Source organism: Adlercreutzia muris (assembly GCF_041223505.1).
Lineage (GTDB): Bacteria > Actinomycetota > Coriobacteriia > Coriobacteriales > Eggerthellaceae > Adlercreutzia > Adlercreutzia muris.
This window is the reverse complement of record NZ_JBCLQK010000002.1, coordinates 97,801-123,035: the sequence shown is the minus strand read 5'-3', so window position 1 is coordinate 123,035 and position 25,235 is coordinate 97,801. Positions and strand designations below refer to the sequence as shown.

18 protein-coding genes are annotated in these 25,235 nt (G+C 63.8%); 6 read left to right on the top strand and 12 right to left on the bottom strand.

Going from position 1 to position 25,235, the window contains the following annotated elements:
• Window positions 1–2: 2 nt before the first annotated feature.
• The 3 genes from AAK988_RS02470 to AAK988_RS02460 all read right to left on the bottom strand — a co-directional run bounded on the left by AAK988_RS02470 (window position 3) and on the right by AAK988_RS02460 (window position 5,334).
• Window positions 3–2,036, bottom strand: a complete 2,034-nt coding sequence (locus tag AAK988_RS02470) for a hypothetical protein (RefSeq protein ID WP_369880343.1) — start codon at window positions 2,034–2,036, stop codon at window positions 3–5.
• Window positions 2,037–2,233: 197 nt separating this feature from the next.
• Window positions 2,234–3,754, bottom strand: coding sequence for an IMP dehydrogenase (locus AAK988_RS02465; protein ID WP_369880342.1), 1,521 nt, complete (start codon window positions 3,752–3,754; stop codon window positions 2,234–2,236).
• Window positions 3,755–3,930: 176 nt separating this feature from the next.
• Window positions 3,931–5,334 carry a response regulator transcription factor gene (locus tag AAK988_RS02460; RefSeq protein WP_151432045.1) on the bottom strand — a complete coding sequence of 468 codons (1,404 nt, stop codon included), beginning with the start codon at window positions 5,332–5,334 and terminating at the stop codon, window positions 3,931–3,933.
• Window positions 5,335–5,570: 236 nt separating this feature from the next.
• On the opposite strand from AAK988_RS02460, the gene AAK988_RS02455 reads away from it, so the two are divergent.
• Entirely contained in the window at window positions 5,571–7,340 is a 1,770-nt protein-coding gene (locus tag AAK988_RS02455) for an FAD-dependent oxidoreductase (RefSeq protein WP_160346662.1), read from the top strand.
• A gap of 319 nt (window positions 7,341–7,659) precedes the next feature.
• Here the strand turns inward: AAK988_RS02455 and AAK988_RS02450 are convergent, their stop codons facing one another.
• Together AAK988_RS02450 and hdhA are read right to left on the bottom strand one after the other, a co-directional pair.
• Window positions 7,660–7,848 carry a type II toxin-antitoxin system RelE/ParE family toxin gene (locus tag AAK988_RS02450; RefSeq protein WP_151432041.1) on the bottom strand — a complete coding sequence of 63 codons (189 nt, stop codon included), beginning with the start codon at window positions 7,846–7,848 and terminating at the stop codon, window positions 7,660–7,662.
• 77 nt (window positions 7,849–7,925) lie between these two features.
• A complete protein-coding gene (gene hdhA, locus AAK988_RS02445; RefSeq protein ID WP_369872721.1) occupies window positions 7,926–8,723 on the bottom strand; it encodes a 7alpha-hydroxysteroid dehydrogenase in 798 nt (265 codons plus the stop codon).
• Window positions 8,724–8,968: 245 nt separating this feature from the next.
• Between hdhA and AAK988_RS02440 the strand changes: the two genes are divergently transcribed.
• On the top strand, window positions 8,969–10,087 hold the full coding sequence (locus AAK988_RS02440) for a DUF8462 domain-containing protein (RefSeq protein ID WP_369872720.1): 1,119 nt from the start codon (window positions 8,969–8,971) through the stop codon (window positions 10,085–10,087).
• A 141-nt stretch (window positions 10,088–10,228) separates the two neighbouring features.
• Here the strand turns inward: AAK988_RS02440 and ngr are convergent, their stop codons facing one another.
• On the bottom strand, window positions 10,229–10,837 hold the full coding sequence (gene ngr, locus AAK988_RS02435; RefSeq protein ID WP_369872718.1) for a nigerythrin: 609 nt from the start codon (window positions 10,835–10,837) through the stop codon (window positions 10,229–10,231).
• Window positions 10,838–11,110: 273 nt separating this feature from the next.
• On the opposite strand from ngr, the gene AAK988_RS02430 reads away from it, so the two are divergent.
• The gene (locus tag AAK988_RS02430; RefSeq protein WP_369872717.1) at window positions 11,111–12,583 is read left to right on the top strand and encodes an aminopeptidase; all 1,473 of its coding nucleotides are present in this window, start codon (window positions 11,111–11,113) and stop codon (window positions 12,581–12,583) included.
• A 167-nt stretch (window positions 12,584–12,750) separates the two neighbouring features.
• Here AAK988_RS02430 and AAK988_RS02425 read toward each other — a convergent pair whose 3' ends face one another.
• Together AAK988_RS02425 and AAK988_RS02420 are read right to left on the bottom strand one after the other, a co-directional pair.
• Entirely contained in the window at window positions 12,751–13,566 is an 816-nt protein-coding gene (locus AAK988_RS02425) for a hypothetical protein (RefSeq protein WP_369872716.1), read from the bottom strand.
• A 1,012-nt stretch (window positions 13,567–14,578) separates the two neighbouring features.
• Window positions 14,579–14,884: a YerC/YecD family TrpR-related protein gene (locus tag AAK988_RS02420; RefSeq protein WP_369872715.1), complete on the bottom strand. Its 306-nt coding sequence runs from the start codon at window positions 14,882–14,884 to the stop codon at window positions 14,579–14,581.
• Window positions 14,885–15,210: 326 nt separating this feature from the next.
• Here AAK988_RS02420 and AAK988_RS02415 point away from each other — a divergent pair, with 326 nt between their 5' ends.
• Window positions 15,211–16,527 (top strand): ATP-binding protein, encoded by a 1,317-nt coding sequence (locus tag AAK988_RS02415; RefSeq protein ID WP_369880341.1) that lies wholly within the window; start codon window positions 15,211–15,213, stop codon window positions 16,525–16,527.
• An 80-nt stretch (window positions 16,528–16,607) separates the two neighbouring features.
• Here the strand turns inward: AAK988_RS02415 and AAK988_RS02410 are convergent, their stop codons facing one another.
• From AAK988_RS02410 to AAK988_RS02395, 4 genes are all read right to left on the bottom strand, one after another.
• Entirely contained in the window at window positions 16,608–17,987 is a 1,380-nt protein-coding gene (locus AAK988_RS02410) for an MFS transporter (protein WP_369880340.1), read from the bottom strand.
• A 338-nt stretch (window positions 17,988–18,325) separates the two neighbouring features.
• Window positions 18,326–20,623, bottom strand: coding sequence for a carbohydrate-binding domain-containing protein (locus AAK988_RS02405; RefSeq protein WP_369880339.1), 2,298 nt, complete (start codon window positions 20,621–20,623; stop codon window positions 18,326–18,328).
• 71 nt (window positions 20,624–20,694) lie between these two features.
• Window positions 20,695–21,390, bottom strand: coding sequence for a DUF4956 domain-containing protein (locus AAK988_RS02400; RefSeq protein ID WP_369880338.1), 696 nt, complete (start codon window positions 21,388–21,390; stop codon window positions 20,695–20,697).
• 154 nt (window positions 21,391–21,544) lie between these two features.
• A complete protein-coding gene (locus AAK988_RS02395; RefSeq protein ID WP_369880337.1) occupies window positions 21,545–22,645 on the bottom strand; it encodes a VTC domain-containing protein in 1,101 nt (366 codons plus the stop codon).
• Between the two features lie 151 nt (window positions 22,646–22,796).
• Between AAK988_RS02395 and AAK988_RS02390 the strand changes: the two genes are divergently transcribed.
• A complete protein-coding gene (locus AAK988_RS02390) occupies window positions 22,797–23,474 on the top strand; it encodes a response regulator transcription factor (RefSeq protein WP_369872709.1) in 678 nt (225 codons plus the stop codon).
• Window positions 23,471–25,126, top strand: coding sequence for a sensor histidine kinase (locus tag AAK988_RS02385; protein WP_369872708.1), 1,656 nt, complete (start codon window positions 23,471–23,473; stop codon window positions 25,124–25,126). The genes AAK988_RS02390 and AAK988_RS02385 overlap by 4 nt, the downstream gene beginning before the upstream one ends.
• Window positions 25,127–25,235 lie beyond the last annotated feature (109 nt).

Sequence of the window (25,235 nt, the reverse complement as noted above, 5' to 3'; positions counted from 1 at the left end):
GGCTATCCCATCCTCTCGACGGCATCGAGCTTGATGCGCTCGATGCGGGTGAGCACACTGGCGTTGCGCAGCTCGGCTGCAAGAGCACGGGCCCTGTCGCCCTGGCCGGCCTTCACGTAGCAGGCCATCTCCTCGAAGCGGGCGCGCCGGGCCTCCGACGTGGATGACGCAGCTGCGGCGGCCTCGCCGTAGAGACGGGCGGCCACGGGGAACAGGCCCTTGTCGCGCAGGCCCTGGGCCTTGGTGATGAACTCGTTGTAGCGCGCGTCGCGCGTGGAAGCGGCAGCGGGGGCCGTCGCGGGCTCGGCAACCGGGGCCGGAGCGGTGGCCGAGGCCTCGGAGCGCAGGGCGGAGGTCGCTGCGGCCTCCGCGACCGGCACGGTCTCGGAGGCGGGCGCCACGGCTGGCGCGAGCTCGGAGGCAACCGGGGCCGGTGCCGTGGCCGGGTCGGACGCGGGGGCAGCCGGGGCCGGGGCGGGTGCCGGAGCTACGGGCTCGACAGCGACCGCGGTCGGTGCGGGCGCCGGAGCCTCGGCGGCTGCGACGGACGCCGCGGGAACGGCCGCAGGACGCTCCTCGATGGGAGCACGCTGGCCGGTCGCAGCCGAGGCGGCCGCGGGCCGGGGCTCGGGCTCCGAGCGGAATGCGGCGAGGCGCGGCTCGTCAACGGGCCGCTGCGCCGGCGCCTCTTCAACCCGGCGAGGCTCCACAGCGGGACAGATGCCCGACTCGACGATGCGACGCTCGGGCCGGGGCTCCATGATCGGCCGGGACGGGGCGGCCGCCTCCTCGTCACGGCGGGGCTCGGCGGCAACTGCGGCAGCGCGGCGGGGCTCGGCGGCAGAGCGCCCCTCGGTCGGGGGAACCGGGGCGGACGTGCGGGCAGCCGGGGCCGATGCCGCGGGGGCGTGCTTGGCCACGGGGCGGAACGCCGGCTTGAAGGGGCTTTCCGGTCGCGGCGTGAAATCGAGCTCCAGCTGCGGGGCCACGGGGCCGCCGTCGTCCTTGGGGGCCTCGCGGAAGATGGCGGCGAAGTCCACGTTGGCGGGGGGCTCGCCGAGGGCGGGCTCTTCCAGCTCCACCGGCTCCTCCACCTGAGGCAGCGGAGCGGCAGCACGCGGCTCGACGGCCAGCGCGGCGGTCTGGCGATCCTGCACGGACGCTTCCTCGGCTTCCGCCGACGGCTTGGCGTGAATGCCGCGACGGGAGGCACCCAGGGGCACCAAATGGGACGAGGTGGTGCGCTTGTAGGCGAGAATGGGATTGGGCACCGACGTGGTGTCGGACACCACGAGGTACTGCTCGTCTCCCTCAGGGAAGGGCACCGTCATCATCATGGTAGAGGTCGTATGGGGCGCCTCGGTGCGAGGCTGGAGGGAGGGGGCCATCTCGGGCTCGAACATGCCGTCCTCACCCTCATTCTGCTCAATCAGATACTCATCGATGAACGCCTCGGCGCGCTCGGCGCGCTCCTGGGGCTCGTCGGCCTTGGGGGCCGTGCCGCTCTCTTCCGCAGCACCGGCCGATTCGGCCGACACCGCCTCAGCATCTTCGGCAACCGGAGCAGCCGCCGGAGCCTTCTCCTCGACCGGCTCCGCTGCGCTGGCGATCTCATCGCGCCGCTCTTCCCCGTCGGTTGTTTCCGGCCCACTGTGGAGGTCGCGGAATTCGTTTACCGGATGGTTGGGGGCCACAGGCATGACGGCGGCCTCCAGGGCCGAGCCGGTCTTGGCCTGGCGCGGGCGACTGTCCTCGCGGCGCTTCGGCTCAGGACGGGAAGACTTCGAGGCCTTCATGATGGCGCTGTAGGCGGCCACGGGAACGACGATGCAGGCGATAGCGAAGAAGGGAGCCGTCCACACCTGGGACGCGCCCATGGCCACGGCCCAGAACGCGGCGGCTACCAGGGCCATGAGGACGAAGGAAACCGCCACGGCACGGCGCTGGAGAGACGTCGAGCTGAGACGCAGCCCGATGATGAGGCCAACGATAATGATCAGCACAAAGAGCGCGATGCCGATCGACATATTGCCCACGTCACGTCCTTCCCTCTTGCAAAATGGCGGTCTTATCCATTAAAGGGGCAGTATAGCATCCGTCAAGAATGACGGCACGAGAACGTTGATTTCTCAGAATTATAGACACAACCAGCGGATTTTCGGTCGTTCCGCTTGAAACGAAGAAGGCGGCCCCGCAGAGCCGCCTTCCCTTCCACGTCTTTTGAGCCGCCGCCTTAGCGCGTGTTGCTCGCGTAGGGGGCCTTGTCCTTCAGCAGGACGTCGTGGGCGCCGCCCTCCACGATGGAGGTGGCACTCACCAAGGTGAGCTTCGCCTTGTCCTGGAACTCGGGGATGGTGAGCGCGCCGCAGTTGCACATGGTGCTCTTCAGCTTCAGCAGGGTGATGGCCATGTTGTCCTTCAGGCTGCCGGCGTAGGGCACATAGGAGTCGACGCCCTCCTCGAAGGAGAGGTTCTTCTTCTTGCCGCCCAAGTCGTAGCGCTGCCAGTTGCGGGCGCGGGCGGAACCCTCGCCCCAGTACTCCTTCATGTAGGTGCCGTTCACCATCACCTTGGCCGAGGGGCTCTCGTCGAAGCGAGCGAAATAGCGGCCGAGCATGACGAAGTCGGCGCCCATGGCCAGGGCAAGCGAGATGTGGTGATCGTACACGATGCCGCCGTCGGAGCAGATGGGGATGTACACGCCGGTCTCGCGGAAGTACTCGTCACGGGCGCGGGCCACCTCGATGGTAGCCGTGGCCTGGCCGCGGCCGATACCCTTGGTCTCGCGGGTGATGCAGATGGAGCCGCCGCCGATGCCGATCTTGATGAAGTCGGCGCCCGCGTCGGCGAGGAAGCGGAAGCCCTCGGCGTCCACCACGTTGCCCGCACCGATCTTCACGGCATCGCCGTAGTGCTCGCGCACCCATTCGATGGTCATCTTCTGCCAATCTGAATAGCCCTCGGAGCTGTCGATGCACAGCACATCGGCACCGGCCTCCACGAGCGCCGGAATGCGCTCGGCATAGTCGCGGGAGTTGATGCCCGCGCCCACCATGTAGCGCTTGTGGGAGTCGAGCAACTCATCGGGGTTGGATTTGTGGGAGTCATAGTCCTTGCGGAACACGAGCGCCACCAGGTGATCGTCGGCATCCACGATGGGCAGGGAGTTCAGCTTGTGCTCCCAGATGATGTCGTTGGCCTCCTTGAGGGAGGTGTCGGCCGGAGCCACCACGAGCTTCTCGCGCGGGGTCATGAAATCGGCCACCTTCTCGGTCAGCTCCATGCGGGAGAGGCGGTAGTCGCGCTCGGTGACGATGCCCAACAGCTTGCCGTGGGCCGAGCCGTCCTCGGTGACGGGCATGGTGGAGTGGCCGTGCTCCTCCTTCAGGTCCACCACCTGTTCGAGAGTCATATCCGGCGACAGGTTCGCGTCAGAGGTGACGAAGCCGGCCTTGTAGTCCTTCACGCGGGCCACCATAGCAGCCTCGTCCTCAATGGACTGGTTGCCGTAGATGAACGACAGGCCGCCCTCGGTGGCCAGGGCCACAGCCATCTTGTCGTCGGACACGGCGGCCATGATGGCCGATACCATGGGCACAGAAAGCTCGAGGGGGCAGTCCTCCTCGCCCTTGCGGTACTTCACCAGCGGCGTCTTCAGGCTGACCGCCGCGGGCACGCAATCGGCGGGCGTATGGCCCGGCACCAGCAGGTACTCGTTGAATGTACGGGACGGTTCCTCGAAGTAGTAGGCCATGGTTGTGCGCTCCTTTGCCGCTCGATGCCCTGGACGGTAATTGGTTCATTATAGGCCGAGAGCGCAGCCCATGCCAGAGCATGCCCAGAGTGCACCATATTTTCGGCAGCGGTCGAAGATGGCTGAGAAAGTCTTGGGGAAGCCAGACGACGAACTAGTAAGGTGATGCTGTTTCCTTAAGAGCCGAGGACGGCGGTTCGCAATTCGTCGCGGTTGTGAACGCCCATCTTTCCGTAAATATGCTTCACGTGAGTCTTCACGGTGTTGCCGCTCAGAAACAGCTGGTGCGCTATTTGATTTATCGTATTGCGCTCCAGCAACAGAACAAGTATTTCCTCTTCGCGAAAAGTGAGACCGCGGGCTTGTCCAGACATCCTACACCTAAAAGCAAGCTCACTCTCGCCAGGCCTTGCAGAATGCGAAGCTTCGGTAACATTGGAGCCAACGAACTGTCGGGACCAATGACCTTGCCCGACGTGCTCTGTTGCCCACAAAGCGGCGCCTGCAACAGCCAAGGCAATCGCGGCAATCGTGAACACGCCGAGCGCCCCGCCCTCGTTCGCAGACGGCACCACCAGCCCCATCTGGGGTAATACATAACCAACAAGCTGCATAATATCGAGCAGAGCAAAACTAACGCCAAAGGTCCAACCGGTCGGCGACTTCTTTTCTCGAACATCATTGCAGAGAAACCAGAAGACGAATAATGCCATTCCCCAATAGGACATAGACACGATAAAGCCAGCCAAGATAGACCATTCGCTGTGCACGAGCGGCAAAAGAAAGCCAACGCCATATACAGCAAAAGCGGCTTTGAGCAGATATTCTGAGCGGAACGCTTTTACCCAAATTAGGAAGCCCAACGTAAGAGCCCCCATTGGCAATAGCGCCACCTCCTCCAGTGTCACGGTTATTCCAAAAGTCGCAATAGGGCCCAAGGCCGCAACGAAACCCACAAGAGCCATAATGATAATCGGCCTCCAAGGCAAACGGCCGACCTTTTGAAACTTTACGTCATATTCCTTCCGAGAAGAATCGAACGAGAGAGCGGAACAGCTATACGCATAGGCGGTTGCCAAAATAAAGGGAACAGCAACGGCAACAGCAATAACCCATTCTGCACGCAGACCCATTACCAACCACGCCAAAACGCCCGCAAAAAGACATGCGGCAGAGGAGTGAGCGAGCATGCTTGCCAAAGGCAACCAAGAGAACAGGCGGGCCCAGAGCAAAAAGGCCCAAGCCTTTCCCGCCCCTAGGACAAACCCTGCCGCAATAGAGACCCACGGATCAACCCCGATGCCAATCGGCTCTAACGCAAGAATAACCATGCCGCCTGATAGAAGACCATAAGCGAGCCAGGCAAATCTTTTTTGCAAACATATTTCTCGCCCGTACGCCGACGCTAAAGCTGCCGTCAAAAGAGCCGTTGTTCCGCCCAGCAATGCAGCGTGAATGTGAGAAATTCCCCAACCAGAGGACGCAGAGGCCGGAAGAAGGCTGAAAAGCGCTGGTATCGTCAAGATGAGACCAGCAAAGAAAAGGCCGCAGTGCCATTCCCGTCTCTCAGATTTCATCATCTACCCCTCTCGTTGAATCGCTCGATTATAGCAGGCATCTGCAATCGCGATTCACATCAGGCGTTTCAGCAGTTGGTGACAAAACGGGTGATGGCTCGTAGAAGCAGAATCACCCGTTATTCACCTGGATATATGTCTTTTCAAGCCCCTTTCGACCAACGATACTCAAACACGCCACGACGGCTGGCAAACCCAAAAGCCTCGAACGAAGGCGAATAAAAACCGAGGAGGATCCCATGACAACCACAAGCGCCACCGCTCTTTCCCGCCGAAGCTTTCTTGGCTTAGGCGCCCTGACGGCCTTTGCGTCCGGAGCCGCATTGGTCGGTTGCGCGCCGCAGCCGAGCACAACTCTCGCGGAAACGAGCATCGCGGAAGAACCAAAGAACACTAATTGGGTTGGCGAGGCGCCTCAAATCGACGACGCCGACATCGTCAACACCCTGGAAACGGATGTGCTTATCGTTGGCGCAGGCAATGGCGGCATGGCCTGCGCGGCATCTTGCGTCGACCTCGGTCTTGACTTTATCCTTTGCGAGAAGAATGCAGCTGTTGAAGCCGCCCGTGGCTTCTTTGGCGTTGTCAACTCTGATTGCACAAAGGCAGCTGGGGTCGATATCGATCCCCTGAAACTCCTTAACGAGATGAGCCGTTACGCAGACTTCAAAAACGATCCCCGTGTCACTAAAGTATGGATCGACGAGTCAGCTGAAATGAAACAGTGGCTCGACGGCATCGCGGCCAAAAAAGGACTTAAGGCGACCTTGTGCCTTCACGAGAACCACGGCGATGGCGGCACCGATTACTACATTCCCCCCATTTCTCATGTGTATGTGGCCGATGAATCCATCGAGCCGGGCATTTCTCTTGAAAAAGCAGGGAGCATCGATCTGCCCGTGGACTGGTCTCGCAACGTATGGCTTGAGGAACATCTCAATGAGGCGGGACATCAAGTGACGTTTGAGCACAAGCTCGTTAAGCTCGACCGCGTCGAGGACGGACCCGTCACGGGCGCCATCTTCGAGACGCCTGAAGGATACGTTCGCGTAAACGCTTCTCTCGGTGTGGTATTGGCGACGGGAGGCTATGCAGCCAATGCCGCAATGACACGTGAGCTCAACCCGATTCTTGGAAAATGCATTACCGGCAATGCCTTCTCGCCCAGTACAACCGGAGAAGGAATTCGCATCGCCATGCAAGTTGGCGCACAGTTTGATTCCGAGCCCGCACCGGCAATCTTCAATCGCGGGATGGTGGAGCCAGGCGTAGATGCAGGCTATACCGACGACTCCGATACTGCAATGTTCTCCGGCCAAATCGGGCAAAATGGCATTGGCTCCCAGCCCTTCATGAAAGTTGATCGACGCGGCCGACGCTTCATCAACGAGTCGACGCCGTACGACAACGTTGTATTTTCGGCTGCAGGTCACGAAGGCGGAGTCTGGTGCATGGTATGGGACGCCAACGCGCCCAAGGATGTTAAGCGCTTTGCCACCATCGGCTGCTCTACAGGCGGCATGTGGATGGTGAACTTCGAGACGGTTGACGAATGGCTGGAAGCCATCGAACAAATGATGCATGCTGACACTGCCCCAATTAAAAAAGCTGACACCCTTGACGAACTGGCCGACTTGCTGGGCTTCGAAGGGGCTGACAAGGAGACGTTCCTCGCGCAAGTCGACACCTACAACACCGCTTATGATAATCAGCGCGATGACGAGTTTGGCAAAGAGGCCTATCGCCTCTCCGAGCTGCGAACCGGGCCTTTCTATGGCGCGTGGTTCGGCGGATCCCTCCTTGCCACCTTGCAGGGGCTGCGTATTGATGAGCATATGCGCGTTCTCGACGAGCAGAGCCGTCCGATTGATGGATTGTTCGCCGTGGGCGACTGTTCGGGCTCCATGTACGCCAACACGTATCCTGAGCTCCTTGCCGCTAACGCCTGCGGTCGCACATTGACTTTCGGCCGCCACGTCGCCCGCTATCTGGCCGGCGATTTCTCCTAGTCTACGCTAAGCCAAACGTCCTCCCCTTGCATCCGGATGAGGCCCTCGCGCCTCATCCGGATACTTTGTTTTCTTTCACAAACCCAACCAGGCCTCAGCAATCATCGCCAGCCCTTTGTTCCCCCAAAAGCCGTCACATTATGTCGCCGGAGAACACCGGGGAACGTTCCTTGTGAGTCCCCACCGCACCATGCGATAGCGGCTATCTCAATAGACTCGATGGCCATTACCTCATCTTCGTGCAACGCCGTGGAATCCCAGATGCCCTCTTTCTGCCGCATGTTCATCCAGAACTGTAGTGTGGTGCCGAACAGACGTCCTATGCGAAGGCACCTTTCAGAGTATGCAATCGGTTTCCCGGCGGAAGGCGAAGATCGGTCACGAGAGCCGCATTGTCCACATATTCCAGCTTCCGAAGCGCTCTACGAACAATATCGGCGAGAAGGCTCTTGCTCCGCCCCGTCTCGAACAGCTCTCTCGTGTCGGCATCGGCGAACGCCCTTATCATCTCCCACCTCCTTTGCGATAACGTGACATGTAACGTGACACGATGCATTCGATAATGACGCCAAAGGATTCTGTCCCCTACCGGGCCACGGCGGCATCCATGGCGTCGGCGTAGATGGGCGTGGCCAGGCCGAAGCCGCCGGCCACTTCGATGAGCTGGCCGGTGGTGGCAGCACTCTCGTCGGCGAGGAAGTACACCACGGCCGCGGCGATGTGGGCCGGGTCGGCCATGCGCCCGAGCGGAATGTGGCGCAGGAAGAACTGCTTGAACTCCTCGGAGAGGTTGTCGGCCACAGCATCGGTGGCGGTCATGCCCGGCGCCACGGCGTTCACGCGGATGTTCGACTTGGCCAGCTGCACCGCCATGGACTTCGTCATGTGGTTGATGGCCGCCTTCGCCGTGCCGTAGGCCAGCTGGCTGATGTCGGGCACGCTACCGGCAATAGAGCTGATGTTCACGATGGAGCCGCCGCCGGTCTTCGCCATCTCGCGCGCGGCCACCTGGCAGCCGAGAAATACGCTGCCCACGTTCGCGTCCACTCCAGCGAGGAAGTGCTCGTAGGAGGTGCTCAGCAGGTCCTTGTCCTCGGCGGGGTTCGTGCCGCCGAAGTTGTTCACAAGCCCGTCGATGCGCCCCTCGGCGGCCACTACGGTATCGATCATCGACTGGTAGCTGTCGGGTTTGGACGCGTCGTTGTACACGCATTTCACCGCAAGGCCGGCCGCCGTCATCTCGTCGGCCTCGGCCTGAGCGCGCTCCATGTTGCGGGCACCGATATAGACGATCGCCCCCTCCTGGGCGCACGCCCTCACAATGGCCGCGCCGATTCCGCGCGTGGCCGCCGTCACAACTATCACCTTATCCTGCAGACGCATGGGGAAGTCCTTTCACGCAGCCGGACCCTCTGCCCGGCGAATAGGAAACTGCCCCATTATATGGAGCCGCCCCTTCAAAGACGGCTGCCTCTCGCCACCCGTTTCACGCCCGTTGCCACAGGGCCTCAGCTTCCAAGCAGGGGCGCCGCCACAGATGGGCACTTCTCGAACTTGCACCTCCCCATTGCCTCTAATGATAAAACGTGATAAAAAATGATAAAACGTGATAAAAGGGAGAGTCGTTCATGGCAAATCTGTTTCACCCCAGCTTCGGTAGCCGTCCTGAGCGTATTGTTGGCCGAGATGACGTTATCGCCCAGTTCCTCAAGGGACTTCAACGCGAGCCAGGGCATCGGGATCGGGCGACGCTTGTCTTGGGACAGAGGGGCATGGGTAAAACCGCTCTTCTCCTCCAGCTTGCCGAAGAGGCAAAATCCCGGGGCTTTGTACCAGCCCGCGTCACCTCCGGCGAGGATATGCTCGAGGAAATCATTGAGTCCATCCAAATCGGCGGCTCCGAGTTCGTCTCCGAAAAACCCTCGCGCGTGCGGGGTTTCTCGGCTGGCGCCCTCGGATTCTCTTTCGGCCTCACCTTCTCCGAAGAGGTTCGCGCCAATTACGGATTCAGAACCAAGCTCTCGCTGCTCTGCGACAAACTTGCGGAAAACGGAAGGAAGGTGCTGCTGCTTGTAGACGAAGTGCAGCCGAACACCGACGCCATGAGGGCGCTCGCTTCTACCTACCAACACTTGGCAGGGGAAGGCAAGGAGGTCGCCATTGTAATGGCGGGCCTGCCGGGCTCTCTTTCGCGTGTGCTTAACGACAAGGTGCTCACATTCCTGAATCGTGCCCGCAAGCACGATCTCGGGCCACTTCCCGCAAGCGATATCTTGGCCTATTACGATGACGCCCTCTCGCGCGAGAGGCGCATCGTCGCACCTGAATTACTCATGCGCGCCACCGACGCCACGAGAGGCTTTCCCTATCTTCTCCAGCTTGTCGGCTACTACATCGTGGAACTTACTGCCGCAGGCGACACGATTACCCCCGATGTGCTGGAAAAGGCAATCACGGCAGCGCGACTCGACCTGGCCGCCGACGTGTTCTCGCCCACGCTCAACGCCCTCTCGCCGCGCGATATTGAGGTTCTGCGGGCTGTTGCGGCCCAGAAAACGTCACCCGCCATTGTCGCCGACATCATAGCGACGCTCGGAGTGAAGAACAGCTACTTTCAGCAATATCGAATTCGACTCATCGACGCTGGAGTAGTCGAAGCACCTCGAGACGGTGCGCTCAGCATCACCGTCCCCTATCTGGCAGAATATCTCAACGATGAGAGGCCGGAAACGGTTGAAGAACGCTAGGCCGCCTTATCCCCTCCCCATCGAGCCGGCGATCGACCTCCTGCCCTGCGACCTCGTGCACGAGCGCTTGATCTCAGGCAACGAAAAAGCGGCCACCCCGCAGGGCAGCCGCTTTCGTCAGGCTCGTTTTCCGCAGCTGGCTTAGAACTTGCGGAACTTGTCGGCCGGGGTGAAGCAGATGGGGCACTTCTCGAAGTCGTTGCCCTTGTGGATGTAGCCGCAGATGGGGCACAGGTAGTAGGCCTCGTCGGTGGGGGCGTCGATGTTGTTGTAGGCGTCCATGTACAGCTCGGCGTGCACGGCCTCGGCCAGCTTGGCGCGGGTGAACACCATCTCGGCCTTCTTGTTGCCCTCGTCGATGGCGACCTTGATGAAGTTCGGGTACATATCGGAGGTCTCGTAGATCTCGCCCAGGGCGCCAGCGATGAGGTTCAGGTCGGTGGCAATGCCCTCGGCCTCGGGGGCGGCGGGACGCTCGTAGCCCGGCTCCATCTCGGTGATCACGCCGGCCTCCAGGCCGATGTGGATCTGCTCGGCGGCGCTGGTGGCCTCGAACAGGCGGGCGATCTGGTCGAAGCCCTGCTCCTTGGCGGCCACGGCGCAGGCAGCGTACTTGGCGGACGCGCCGGTCTCGCCGCAGACGGCGGCCTTCAGGTTCTCCAGGGTGGTGCCCACCTCGGTAATGGCCTCGGGAACCACGTTGAAGTTGCTGGAGTTCTCAGCGGTAGGAATAACATCACGCAGATTCATGGAATCGCTCCTTCTGACTCGTCTTCTTGTTTCGGCCACCCGAAAATGGCAGCGATCATTATAGTACGAAGATATTGCGCGAAACCTCAAAGCAACATTTCCCGCCCCCTTTTCACAGGGGGAACACGGGAGCCGCCCGCTGACCGCGCATAGGCTCCGCACCAAGGGCCATTATGGGTGCGCACCCTGGTTTTTCCTTGGGGACATGCCCATCTGTTGCGGTTTCGTAGCATACTGGGCCCAGCATCTGGCATCCGCGAGAAAGAGGCAGCTGTGGAACGAAATGTGGCCTGGAAGCAATACGACGAGGCGGCCCTGGCCGCCCTAGAGGCGCTGGCCGCCGACTATATCGACTTCATTTCAGAGAACAAGACCGAGCGGGAATGCGCCACGGCCGCCATCGCCGCGGCCGAGAACGCTGGCTACGACTCCCTGGCCGACTGTATCGCCGCCGGCACCCCGGTGGGCCCGGGCAGCAAGCTGTGGGCCTGCGCCCAGGGCAAGGCGGTCATCCTCGTGCACGTGGGCAGCGAGCCCCTGGCCGCGGGTCTGAACATCCTGGGGGCCCACATTGACTCGCCGCGCCTGGATATCAAGCAGAACCCGCTGTACGAGGCCAACGATTTCGCGCTTCTTGACACTCATTACTACGGTGGCATCAAGAACTACCAGTGGACGGCCCTGCCCCTGGCCCTGCACGGCGTGGTGGCCAAAACCGACGGCACCGTGGTTGAGGTGAACATCGGCGAGGACCCCGCCGATCCGGTGTTCTGCGTGACCGACCTGCTGCCGCACTTGGGCGCCCAGCAGCTGGACAAGAAGGGCGCGAAGGTGGTGGAAGGCGAGGACCTGGACGTGCTCGTGGGTAACCGGCCGCTGGTAGAGGCGGCGGGCGCCGACGCGAACGCCGAAGCCTCAGCCGACGAGAGCGGCGAGACAGCGGAAGCCGCCGAAGCTACGAGCGAGACGGCCGGCAAGGACCCGGTGAAGGCCCTGGTGCTGTCGCTTCTGGCCGACAAGTACGGCATTGCCGAGGAGGACTTCCTCTCCGCCGAGCTGGAGGTAGTGCCGGCCGGTCGTGCCCGCGATTTGGGACTGGACCGCTCCATGGTCATCGGCTACGGCCAGGACGACCGCGTCTGCGCCTACACGTCGCTGGCGGCCCAGCTGGCCCTGGGCGATGATGTGCCCGCCCGCACTGCCGTGTGCGTACTGGTGGACAAGGAGGAGATCGGCAGCGTGGGCGCTTCGGGCATGGCTTCGATGTTCTTCGAGAACACCATCGCCGAGATCATGGCCCTGGCCGGGGAAGACGGCCCCTTGGCCCTGCGCCGGGCGCTGACCCGTTCCCGCATGCTGTCCTCGGACGTGTCCGCCGGCTTCGATCCAGCCTACGCGAGCGTCTACGAGGCGAAGAACTCCGCCTACCTGGGCCGCGGCCTCGTGTTCAACAAGTACACTGGCGCCCGCGGCAAGAGCGGCTCCAACGACGCCTCGGCCGAGTACGTGGCCCTCGTGCGCCGCATCATGGACGATGCGCACGTGAGCTTCCAGACCGCCGAGCTGGGCCGCGTGGATGCGGGCGGCGGCGGAACCATCGCCTATATCCCCGCGAAGTACGGCATGGACGTCATCGATTCGGGCGTAGCCGTGCTTTCCATGCACGCCCCCTGGGAAGTGACGAGCAAGGCCGACATCTACGAGGCCCGCCGCGGCTATGAGGCCTTCCTGCGCGACGCGTCGTAAGGGCTCGCTACCGCATCACGCAGCGGCAGCCGCTCCGGATTCAGCAACCCCGCCTATGCAGAAGGGCTCCCCCCCCAGGGAGCCCTTCTCGGTTTCATGCCGTGGCAACGTGCGCCTCTGGCACAACTGCGCCGCAACGGCGCACGACCGTCTCGCAGCCTACACCCCTATTCCGCAGCCTCCTCGGCCCAGGGGCTCGCGTATACGGCATAGCTGGCGAACTCGGGAGCACCCACAGCGTAGATGTCGTAGTCGGCGGCCTGGCCCGGCTCGGTGTCGACGATCTTGAAGTAGCCGCCCTCGATCTTGCCGTCCTTATCGAGCAGGATCACGTCGACACGGGACTGATCGGCCCCGTCGAGCCGCTCGCTCGCGGTCACCGTGCCCGTGAACTCCTTAGCGCCGAACTGGGTGTCGGTCGCACCGCCGTCAGAGACCGCGTACACATCGGCGAGCTTCTGATCGGTGGCCTGCCATGAGCCCTCGGGGGTGGTGATGGTGAAATCCACCGTCGCGGGCTGGGCGCTCGTCGTGGAATCGGCGCCCTTGCTCGCCGTGGAACCGGCCACATAGGAGTAATAGTAGGTGGAATCGGGCAGCACACCGGGCGTCTCGATGGTCTCGTCGAAGATCACGTTGCCAGCATCGTCCTTCCCTACCACTTCGATGATGGGATCCACCGCCTCGACGGTCTTGTTCGGGTTCTGCACTTTCACGGCAAAGTCGACCATGCCGTTGTCGGCAGCGAACCAGCCGGAATCGACGATCTGGAGCGCGGCGGGGCTGGCCGCCTCCTGTTCGGCCGTGGCCTCATCGGCCGGCTCGGCCGTCACCACCTCTTCAGTTTCCTCAACTGCCTCAACGGCCGCCGGAGTCCCGTTATCCGGAGCGGTCGGCTGTTCGGTCTGCGCGGCTGTGCATCCGGCCAAACTCAGGGCGAACAAGCCCGCGAAGGCCACCATGCCTATGTTCCTCAGCTTCATTGTCATCACCATTCTCGCGTCGGCTCTTCTCTTGAAATACCGTACCGGCGCCCGTGTGTCGCGCGCCAACATGCCCAAAGACCCACAGCGGCGCGCTCGCGTAGCCGTAGCATCTCTTGAGCCTGCGAGTAAATGATTACCCCTGCTATGGGCGAATCGGAGGCGCAGGCCCTCTTCGTAGCCCCTGCGCCACGGCATTGTTTCTGTTGAAATCGCCGCGTCAACGACGGGAAATCTATAGGAGAAAGGTAATGGTTAACGACATGTCAACCTGGATATCACCCCTCCCCGAGAGATGGGGCGCAGGCGCCGTCCCCGAAAAACACGAAAGCCCGCGGGAGGGGGAATCCGCGGGCCTCATGTTGTGGCGACAGCGAGACGAGGAGAAGCTGCGCCACCCAGTAAAACAAGAAGAGAGGAGGTGTCGTCAGGCACGAGGCTCATCGGAAGGCTCTCGCCTTCTCGGAAGTTCCCTGCCCCTTCCGACGAAAGTTATATTACGTTAACTTCTTCTAGGTCGCAAGAGTGTTAACTATGGTTTACATTTTCTCCACAAGTACCCCGCAACAAGAGTTTCGCAGCTTTTCTCCCCCGCTCTTTCCTGCTGCGGCAGCGATTTGTCACGGGAACATGGACGCTTATTTACGCGACGGTAACTATAGGCTTTGCAGACCTTGTTCCTCAGGGATTGCGGCCTATACTGCACTCAGCGAAACGGAAAAGAGCTGAAATCCTCCTGTATCTTTCCTCTTTCCCTTTCCTTTCCTTCTTCTCTCTTTTGGAAGCGGGCATCCCCTCAACAGGCCCGCTTCCCCGAGAACGAGATCTCCCCAATCCGTTCTCGAACCCCTGCAAGAGGCGGCCCTTCCCAGGCCGCCTCGCTTCTTTTCTATGGGATAAACGGCGCCGGGAATCCAAGGGGGTGGGGCTCCCCGAGCTTGTTCTCAGAGGCACTCTCCATGGGAATACAGCCCCGTCCCTTGCTCGGCCACGGCGAGTTCGACGATGCGTGCTACGATGCCTTGACGGGAGGCTCCTCGCCCAGAATCTCCAGGGCCCGCTTGTAGCCGCCGGAACCGTAGCTGAGGCACTTCGACACGCGAGCGATGGTGGTGGCCGAGGCGCCCGTTTCCGCCTCGATAGCCGCATAGGACTTCCCCGCCGCCAGCAGGCGCGCCACCAGCAGGCGCTGGGAGGTCTCGCGAATCTCACGCACAGTGAACAAATCCTCCAGCAGGGCGAAAACGTCATCGGGCTCGTCGAGCTTCGCCAAAACCGTCAGCAGGTCATCCACGTCCGCCGTGCGAATATCAGCCATCGACTTCCTCCCATACCTCGCAAGCCCGCAAGCTTGCCGCCAGCCCTTTATCAGTACAGACCATTGTACTCCAACGCGCTAAAGCGATGGAGCAGGGGGCAAGGGACTCCAGAGAAATCAGATGTACTGCCCCGCGCCAGCATCTCTGGGCCCTTAACAGCCGGCAGGTACCTTGATGCCACTTTTACGTCGGAATAATTGGCATTTGTGCCACTTTTACGTCGGAATAATTGGCATTTGTGCCACTTTTCAGGCGGAATATTCCATTTCTCCTGGCAAAGCATGCGCGCTCATGGTAACCTCCCTACCATGGAAAGGAGGTCTCTATGGAACGATTCGCCATGAAAGATCTCATCGCCTGGAAAAACTCCCCACGGCGCCGGCCGTTGCTCGTGCAAGGCGCGCGACAGGTAGGAAAAACCTGGCTCATCAAAGAGTTCGGCCGCGCCAACTTCAGCGCCGTAGCCTACGTGAACTTCCTCGAAGACGAAGCCATGGGGCGGCAATTCGATGGCGAGCTGGCCCCATCCCGCTTGCTCGACGCCATAAGCTTGTACACGGGCGTCAATGCCAAAGACCCCGAAACGCTTGTCGTGCTCGACGAAATACAGGAGTGTCCCCGAGCGCTCACCGCCCTGAAAACCTTCGCCGAGCGCAGCCCCGAGACAGCGCTCGTGGCGGCGGGGTCGCTTTTGGGCGTCGCCCTCCACCGAGGCACCTCCTTCCCCGTGGGAAAAGTCGACCATCTGTTCATCTACCCCATGACTTTCGACGAGTACCTGCTGGCGACAGGCAACGAACCTATGCTTCGCGCGCTGGAAGACGCCGACTTCGACTTGGTCGATTCCCTCTCCGAGCGCTATATCGAGCAGTTGCGCAACTACTACTTCGTCGGCGGCATGCCCGAGGTGGTTCAGGTGTTTCTGGATACCGGCAGCTTCAGCGATGCGCGCAAGCAGCAGGACCGCCTCTTGTTCGACTACGAGCACGACTTTTCCAAATACGCCGACGCCTCTCTGGCGGAAAAGATTCGCCTCGTGTGGAACTCGGCCCCCGGGCAGCTCGCTCGCGAGAACAAGAAGTTCGTCTACTCAGCCGTGCGCACGGGAGCCCGCGCTCGCGGCTACGAAGAGGCCATCCAATGGCTCGTCGATGCCGGGCTGCTCCTGCGGGTCAACCGCATCGCGAAGCCGGGATTGCCCCTGGCCTCCTACGAGGACAGGAACGCCTTCAAAATCTACCTGCTCGACGTGGGACTTCTCGGCGCCGCCAGTCGGCTCGACGCCTCGGTTCTCGTCGAAGGTCACGAGCTTTTCTCCGAGTTCAAGGGCGCTCTTACGGAGAACTATGTGTGCCAGGAGCTGGTGGCTTCGGGGAAGGTAGCTCCCTACTACTGGTCGGCCGAGAACTCCTCGGGCGAGGTCGACTTCGTATACGACTACGGCCGCTCAGTTGTAGCAGTTGAGGCGAAGGCCGCCACGAACCTGAAAGCGAAGAGCCTTCGATTGTTCGTAGAGCGCAACCACCTCGGTCGGGGGCTGCGCCTCTCGCTTTCCCCCTTCAAGGAGCAGGACTGGGTGGTGAACCTCCCCCTCTACGCCGCGGGCCTTTTGCCCGATTGGTTCGCACGATTTGCAAGCTAGGGATGCAGAAGTTTCTCAGAGAACCCCTTCGCACCTTCGTAAAGCGGTGCGAGGCAGCGTGATCTGTCGCCGTGCCCGCTTTACGCGCGGCGCATGAAGCGGGCGTAGGCGATGGCGGCCGCGAAACCGCAGGCGGCGACGGCAGCGGCGACGGCCATGGCGCAGGCGAATCCCTCGGCGCTCGCCTGGGCCTCAGGAGCGCCGGCGGCAGCGGCCCTTGCGGTGGCAGCGCTCATGACGCCGATGTAGGTGGCCGGCCCCAAGCACGCCGACAGCTGCACGGCCATGGACATGAGGGTGACGCCATGGGAGTCCAGCTCGTCGGGCAGGCGGCGCAGCCCTGCCGTCTGGGCCGGCGAGAGCACCATGCCCGTGCCCAGGTAGCCGAAGAAGATGCCCATCGTGGCCGCCGCCACCGAACCCGCGAGGGCGCCGGCGATGGTCACGGCAAGCCCCGCGGTCGCCAGTCCGAGGCCCGCCGGCAGCACGGGCCATTCCCCGCGCCGGTCGAGCACGCGCCCGGCCACCACGGCCGCGCTCGCGTTCGCCAGCACCGGCGCCACCATGAGCAGGCCCGCCGTGCTGGCGGGAAGCCCGGCGGCTTCCTCAAAGTACAGCGGCGCCATCACCGAGAGCGAGAAATACGTCATCATGGTGATCATCACGAGCACCGCCGCCGGCCAGAACACCCGGCGGTGCAGCGGCGCGAGCGACACGAGCGGACGGGCAAGCTTCTCCTGGCGCCACGCGAAGGCACCGAGGGCCGCGGCCGACCCCGCCAGCGCCGCCGCTCCCACCGCCGGATGCAGGGCCACTTCCGACAGGCCCACCGACAGCAGCGTCACCCCGAGGGCCACGAGCAGCGCCGAGAGCACATCGAAGCGGCTTGCAACTGGCTCGCGTCCGTCGCGCACCACGAAGGCGCCCGCGCCCACGAGGAGCACGGCGGCAGCCAGCGGCACGAGAAAGACGCTGCGCCACCCCAGACCGCTCACCATGAAGCCGGTCACAATGGGGGCGGTGGCGGGCCCCACGGTAATCATGGCCGAACCGATGGCCAGGTAGGCTCCCATCTTCTCGTGGGGTACCCGATCGACGATGACGTTCATCATAAGCGGGATGAACACGCCGGTGCCCACGGCCTGCACAAGACGCGCCGCCAGCAACACCGCGAAGTTGGGGGCGACAAGGCCGCCGAGCGAACCGGCAATACTCAGGGCCGATGCCGCGAAGAACAGCGTGCGCATAGGCAGGCGGCGGTACAAATACGCCATGCAGGTGACCACCACGGTCACCGCGATCATGTAGCCGGTGACGAGCCACTGGGCCGTCACCGCGTCCACCGCGAAGTCGCCCATAATGGCCACGAGGGCCATGTTCACCAGATTCTCGTTGAAGCCGGCCAGAAAGCCGCAGCCGTAGAACACGGCCAGCAGCGGGGCCAAAGACGGGGTGCGCATGCCCTTCCTCTCTCGAGTTCGTACCGTGGAGCGCGGCAGAACCGGGAAGGCAGCCGCAGGCAGCGTAGATACGGGAGCACGGGCGCGGCGCACGAGCCGCACGACGGCGCTCCCGCCGCGTTCTGCTGGGAAGAGTGTAGCGCATGGGCGCGTTTTTGACTTGGAAATCACGACTTTGGAACCGATAGGCGGCAATCTCGGCATCGGCGAAATGCGCGACCTGGGGAAACGCCGATCCGGTTGCCCTCAGCGAGCGCCGAAACGGCGTTTTCGGTTCCCAAACCGTTCAAAAGAAGCCAAAATCGCAGCCGGGACGCCGCCCATGGGGAGAAACGGCGCTAGGCGACTACTTCGCCCTGGGGGCCTCCCGCCGCCGCACTCGATTCCGCGGCGGCGCTTTCTCCCTGACCCTGAGCACGCTCGCCCTGCGCGCCCTCGCCTTGCTGGGCACTCTCGGCGTTTGAGCCGCCGCGGCGACCGCCGAAGCCGCGGCCCTGACCGCCATCGCCCTGCGGCTGCTCGCCATCAGCGAAATCGCCTCGCATGCCGCCGCGCTGGCCGCCCATGCCGCCCGCAGTCGGCGTGGTGGACGCCGTGAACTCAGTTGCCGTTCCGTTGACAGACACCGTGCCCGCATCGCCTTCGGCCAACTGCGGGGCCGAGACAACAACGCACTGGAAGGCGGACGGAGCTGTATAGTCGACCAACGTCGTGCCGGCCGCATCGGCCACCGCCACCTCCGCGCCAGCGGCCCCTTGGGCCATCACCAGCGCGAAGGGCTGCGTGCCCTCGGTAAACGACTCGGCCATCCCGGCCGAGCCAGCCAAAAGCACCGTGCCGCCGGTGATGGTGGCGCCGTACTCGTAGTCAAGCGCACTGTCGCCGTTGCCGGAACTGACCCCGAGCAGCGTGCCGCCTGTCACCTCGATGTACCCGTTGGAGTCGACGGCATCGCCGCCAGCCTGGATAGTCACCGCGCCGCCATTGACCTGGATGAGGCAATCCTCGCTCGCGTTGGCGCCCAGAGGACCGCCTGCGCCGCCCATGTCGGCCAGGTCGCCGCGGCCGCCCTGGGGCATCTGGCCGCCTTCCGCCCCCTCGGGCCGCTCGGGCATCTGACCGTCAAACCCCTCGGGAGGCTCCGGCATCTGGCCGTCTTCCGACATCGTCGGCACCTCACCTTCGGGCAGATCGGGCATGGTACCGTCGGGCATCTGCCCGTCAAAGCCCTCGGGGGGCTCGGGTGCCTGGCCGTCTTGCGGCATCGCGCCATCTGGGGCGCCGTCGGGCACACCGCTGCCATCGGGCGCGCCGTTGCCGTCGGGCGCACCGTTGCCGTCGGGCGTCTCGCCCTGCGGCTGGGGCTCTCCGCCCTCCGCGCTCATCCCCGCCGCATTGGAAGCTGCCGAAGACCCCTCAGCATCCGCGCTCTCGTCGGAGCGCTCGGCCACCGCCGCGTTGACGCCATCGTCGCTCGCCACGATGTTCAGCTCACCGTCGTTCACGATAACTTCCTCGGCCTCGATGCCCTCCTCGCTTCCCGTCACATTCAGCGTGCCGCCGTCCATGGTGAAGCGAGTCTCGGCGTTCACGCCCTTGCCTCCAGCCTCCACGGTAAACGAGCCGCCCGTCATAGCCGCTTCCACTTCGGAGCGCAACGCATGATCGGCGGCCTTCACGATTCCCTCGCCGCCGGCAATGCGCAGATAGGTGGCCGCCTGCACGCCGTCATCCTGCACATCCATGGCGAAGGTGCCGCCGTCGATGGACACTAAACCGCGCGTCGGGTCCTCATCATTGCTCGACTTCACCCCGTCGCCCCCGGCCGTCACCGTAAACGAGCCGTCAGCGATCTTCACGCAGTCCTTGCCCCGCAGGCCGTCCTCCTTAGCCGTCACGGTCAGCGTGCCGCCGGTGATAACCAGATCGTCCTTGGAGTTCACACCGTGACGGTAGTTGCCCTCCACCGTGAGGGCGCCGCTTCCGTTGATGGTCAGATCGTCCTTGGAGAACAGGACCGCGTTCGGCTCGTCCTCGCCATCGGCGAGCGTATAGGCCGCGCCGTCGGCCAGCGTGTTCTGCGAGCCGTCGGCCAGCGTGATGAACACCTTGTCGGCCTGCTGCACCTCGAAGGCGGCGCCATCGCTATGGCGGATGGTCGCGCCGTCGAGCACCACCTGCACCTTATCCTGGTCGGCTGCGTTCACCACAAGAGCGCCGTCGGCAAGCTCGCCGGACACCACATAGGTGCCGGCGGCCGTAATGGTCACCGTGGAGCCGTCCGCCGCAGCGCCATCGCCCTCAACAGTCGCGCCCGCGCCCGAAAGCGCGATCTTCGTGGCCGATGCGGTATCGTAGGAGGCATCCTTGTCGCGGTCGGAGTAGGCGAAGTCCATACCCGCAATATCGATGAGCGCGTCCCAATCGACCGCTTCGGCGCTGGCCGCTGCGCCACCGCCTTCACCAGCCGCGCCGCCCTCGCCGGCCGCCCCGCCGCTTTCAGCAGCATTGTCGCCGTAGGTGCCGCCCGCGCAACCGGACAGCGCCAACGTAGCGGCCAAGGCCGAAGCCAGCGCCCCGCGCGCCCACCGTCGCCGCCGCTCAACCGTGCCGTTCATCATATTCGTCTTCATCATGCACATCCTCCCAATAACGTATCGCGTTTCTATTTCATTCAGGAAACCCTCGAAGCGGCCCCCAGCAGCCGTTACAGCGTTTCCCGCGCCTGGGGCACCAGCCCCAGCGAGATCTTCAAATTCCCATTGAGGCACCGCAGCTCGTCGATCATGGCCTTCTCCAGCCCCGGCTCGCGCATGCGCAGCTGGTAGGTCAGCTGGAAGAGGCTGCCCATGTTGGTGGTGGTCACCTCGGTCAGTTCGGCCTCGACGGCGTAGCGGCCGAGCACCTCGTCAAAGATGCCGTCGTATTCCAAGTCTTCGGGAATGGTGACGCGCAACATCTTGCCCGGTTCGCGTGGCCGGCCGAAGGGAGTGAGCACGAACAGCAGGTTCACCAAGGCCACCACCGCGGTGAACAGCACCGCGAGCCCCAGAAAGCCCATGCCCGTGGCCAGACCCACGGCCATGGCCAGAAACACGCTGCCGATGTCCTTCGCCGATCCGGGAATGGAGCGGAAGCGCACCAGGTTGAACACGCCCATGACGGCGATGCCCGCGCCGAGGTTGCCGTTCACCAGGGTGATAACCATCTGCACGATCAACGGCAGCAGGGCCAACGTGACCACGAAGTTCTTCGTATAGTTGTGGCGGAACATGTACACGGCCGCGCAGATGGCGCCGAGCACCACCGAGAAACCGCAGCACAGCAGAAAATCAGTGGCCGACACCGCCCCTACAAGAGAGTCGGCCGTACCGAACACAGAACTGAAGGTTGCATCGAACATGAAAATCCTTTCTTTAGGCGAGTACTCTTCCAAAAAGTGGACAAAAAAGCCTCGAGTGAGCTCTCAACCGTCCCCAAAGCCCTATTTCAAGGGCGCGACCCCTGTCGCCAGCCCGAAAATCACAGGCAAAGCTCGTATCACACGATCATTTTGCTCACTCGAGCGAGGCCCGGCTGCTCACTCGACCCACTTTTGTCCATTTTTTCCCATTGTGCCCACAGTGAGCGAGTTGGTAAGCGCTCCCGTACTTGGTGAACGATGCCGGGTAGATGCGATGGGTCGAGAGCATCGTCACGAGCCAGGGCGGATAGGGGCCGGCGCTCTTAATTTCCAGGATGGCCTCGTCGGAGGCGATAATCGGCAGCCAGGGGGCCTTCGGCTGGTGACAGTCGAGATACACCAGCCCATCGTCGAAGGTGAGGCGCAGACCCGGGTCGAAGACGGGGCGTCGGGCTGCATCGAATGCGGAGCGCGGAGCTAGGTCGAAGGAACCAGCCGCTTTGATCCCGCCGCGCCCTCCTGCCCCGTCGCACCCTTCGAATGCGTCAGCCGCAGCATAGGCCCAGGCCTCGCGGTCGCAGGCGATGCCCATGGATGGCACCAGCGGTAGCCAGCGATCCATTGCGGCCGTCAACTCCCGGGCGATCTGGCGGGCACCGGGCGCGAGGCCTCCCTCCTCGGAGCCGTCGGCCACGGGCCAGCGGGCCCAGGCCTGCTCGTAGGGCAAACCGCTCACGAAGGCCAGGGCCGCCGGCAGCGTAAGGGCCAAGCGCCGCTTGTACACGATGCCCTTGAACTTCTTCTTGATGCCGAAGAACACCGTCGGCGCAGCACTCAAGCCGGCAGCGGCCAGGGCTGAAGCCGCCCGTGCCTCCACCTCGCCGTCCGACAAGGGCGCTCCGCCAGCCTCGCGCCTCACCGGTTCCCCGCCACCGATCTCGTGCCGCACCATTTCCACGCCATCGGGCTCACGCCGGGCCGGGCCGGCGCCGAACGCGGTCATGAGCGCCACGCCAGCCGCCTCGCCGTAGGCCCGCAGGCGCAGTTTCTCCTTGTACAGGGGCTTTTCCACTGATCGGGCGATCATGGCCCGGTCAGGCGTGTCCACATACAGGCTCGTGATGCGGGTGCGACCGTAGGCGTCCACAGCCATGGGGCCGCCTTCCCGGGCAGCCGCCTCCACCGCACGCCGCTCGGTCGCCCCGAGGCAGTGCTTCTTTTCCACGCGCTTGAACACGCACTGGTAATCGGCCACAGGTCACCTCCTTTCGCTCTTTCCCGGCGGCCATCATAGGGGGACTTCCTGAAAAGTCCCTGAAGCAGGGCGGTCCTTTCAGCTTGCTTTCAGCCGCGGCGTTACAATGGAGGTCGTGGCAAAACGGCCCGGCCTAAGGAGAAGGAGCCCCATGCACATACTGGTGGTGGAAGACGACGTGCGCCTCGCCGAGGCGCTGGCCCGCATCCTGGAGGACAACGGCTACACCGTGGACGCGGTCCACGACGGCCAGGCCGGCATCGACTACGGCGCGACGCGCATCTACGATGTCATCATTTTGGATGTCATGCTGCCGAAGGCCGACGGCTTTGCCGTGGCCCAGCACCTGCGGCGTGCCCATGTGAGCACGCCCATCCTGCTGCTCACGGCCCGCGACGCCACGACCGACAAGATCGCCGGGCTCGATTCGGGAGCCGACGACTACATGACCAAGCCCTTCTCGCCGGCCGAGCTCATGGCCCACTTGCGGGCCCTCACTCGCCGTCAGGGCGACGTGGTCTTCGAGACCCTGGTCGCTGGCGATCTCACCCTGAATCTGGAGAGCTTCGACCTCACCTGCGGAGACGCCGTCGTGCGCCTGAGCCAGAAAGAGTTCGCCATCGCCCGCATCCTGCTGGGATCGCCCGGAGCGGTCATCTCGAAGGAGGCGCTCATCACCCGGGCCTGGGGGCCCGATTCCAGCGCCAGCGACAACAACGTGGAGGCCTACATCTCCTTTTTACGGAAGAAGATCGCCCACGTGGGGTCGACGGCCAAGATCGAGACCATCCGCAGCGTCGGCTACCGCTTCGCCGAGGGCGCCCAGTGATCGGCAACGACCCCACCGCCTCGCCGATGACCGACCCTGCCATTGAGGCACCTGCCGCATCCCGCGCCTCCGCCGCACCAGAAGCCCCCCGCGACGCCGCGTCCCCCGCAGCCGGCCGGGGCTCCACAGCGGAGGCCCGCAGTCGCGGCGCCGCGCCGATCCCTCCCGCTGCGGCCACCGGGCCCTCCAGCACGACGACCCCGCCTTTGCTGCGCGGCTTGCGGGCGAAGTTCATCGCCTTGAACATGGGCCTGGCCGCCCTGGTGCTGGCCGGCTCCTTCACGGCCATCTGCTACATGGACTACCGCAGCGATGTGGACGAGACCTACCGCACCCTCGCCCAGGCCCTGAGCCCCGCGGGCCATCGGGCCCAACTCGTTCCCGATCGACACCCCCTTACACCCCCTGAAGAGAGCGGTCCGGCGGACGAGGGTACCTTCACGCCCCCGGAGATCGGCGGAGAGCTCCAGGGGACGCCGGACAGCCCCGTGCCCACGGCCGTATACCATTGGGAGGGCGATCTCGTCCAGCCGCTGTTGGAGCAGTCGAGCGCCGTCGTGCCCGAAACGGTGCTGCCCGAAGCGATGCAAGCGGCCCTGATGGCACCGGGCACTCACGGCTACCTAGAGGAGCAGCGCCTGTTCTTCTCAAAGCGGGAAGTGGGGCCCGGATGGCTCGTGGCCTTTGCCGGCGGCGGGGCGGCGAACGCGTGGCAGGGGCTCGCTTGGGGGCTTGCGGGCATCGGCGTGATGGCCCTTGGGCTGTTGTTCCTGCTCAACCTGCGGTTCTCCCGCTGGGCCCTCGGGCCGGTGCAGCGGGCCTGGAACCAGCAGCAGCAGTTTGTCGCCGATGCTTCCCACGAGCTGAAGACGCCCCTCACGGTGATCCTCGCGAACAACGCCATCCTGCGCCGACGGGGCGGCGACACCGTGGCCAGCCAGATGCAATGGGTGGAAAGCACCCAAGTGGAAGCTGAGCGCATGCAGGCCCTTGTGGCCGATATGCTCGATCTGGCCCGCCCGGCCACAGAAGAGGCCGCCGGCGACGAGGCTCCGCTGGTGAACCTCAGCCGCCTCGTGGAAGGCGAGGCGCTCTCCTTCGAGGCCGTGGCCTTCGAGCGCGATATCGCCTGGGAGAGCTCCGTGGCCGCCGGCATCTCGGTGCGCGGAAACGCCACACGCCTCGAGCGGCTCGTGGCCGTGCTGCTGGACAATGCCTGCAAGTACACAGAGCCCGGGGGCACCGTGGCCATCCGCCTCGGCACCGAGCTGGGCGAGGCCGTGCTGGCCGTGCGCAACAGCGGCGAGCCCATCGCCGCCGAAGACCTGCCGCACCTGTTCGACCGCTTCTACCGAGCCGATAAGGCCCGCACCCATGGAACGGCCGCCCTGGCCGGAGGGAACGGCCCGGCGGCTACCGCTGCGGGCATGCCGGCGTTGGCCGGTGATCGAGCCGGTGACAGCGCCGCGTACACCGGTGCTGCGAGTGGGCCCCCGTCGTCCGCCGCGAGCGCCCCGGCACCGGCGGTCGATGGCTATGGCCTCGGCCTGGCCATCGCCCAGGACATCGCCCGGGCCCATCGCGGAACCCTCACCGCCGCGAGCACCGCCGAAGCAGGCACCACCTTCACCCTACGCCTCCCCTTGGCCTAGGCTTTCGCCTTCTCCTCGCCCAGGCGCCCACCCCTTCCCCATCTGACCCCGCACCCGCTCCCCCTTCGCCAACGACAGAAATGTCGTTTCTCGCCCTCCACTGGGCAGC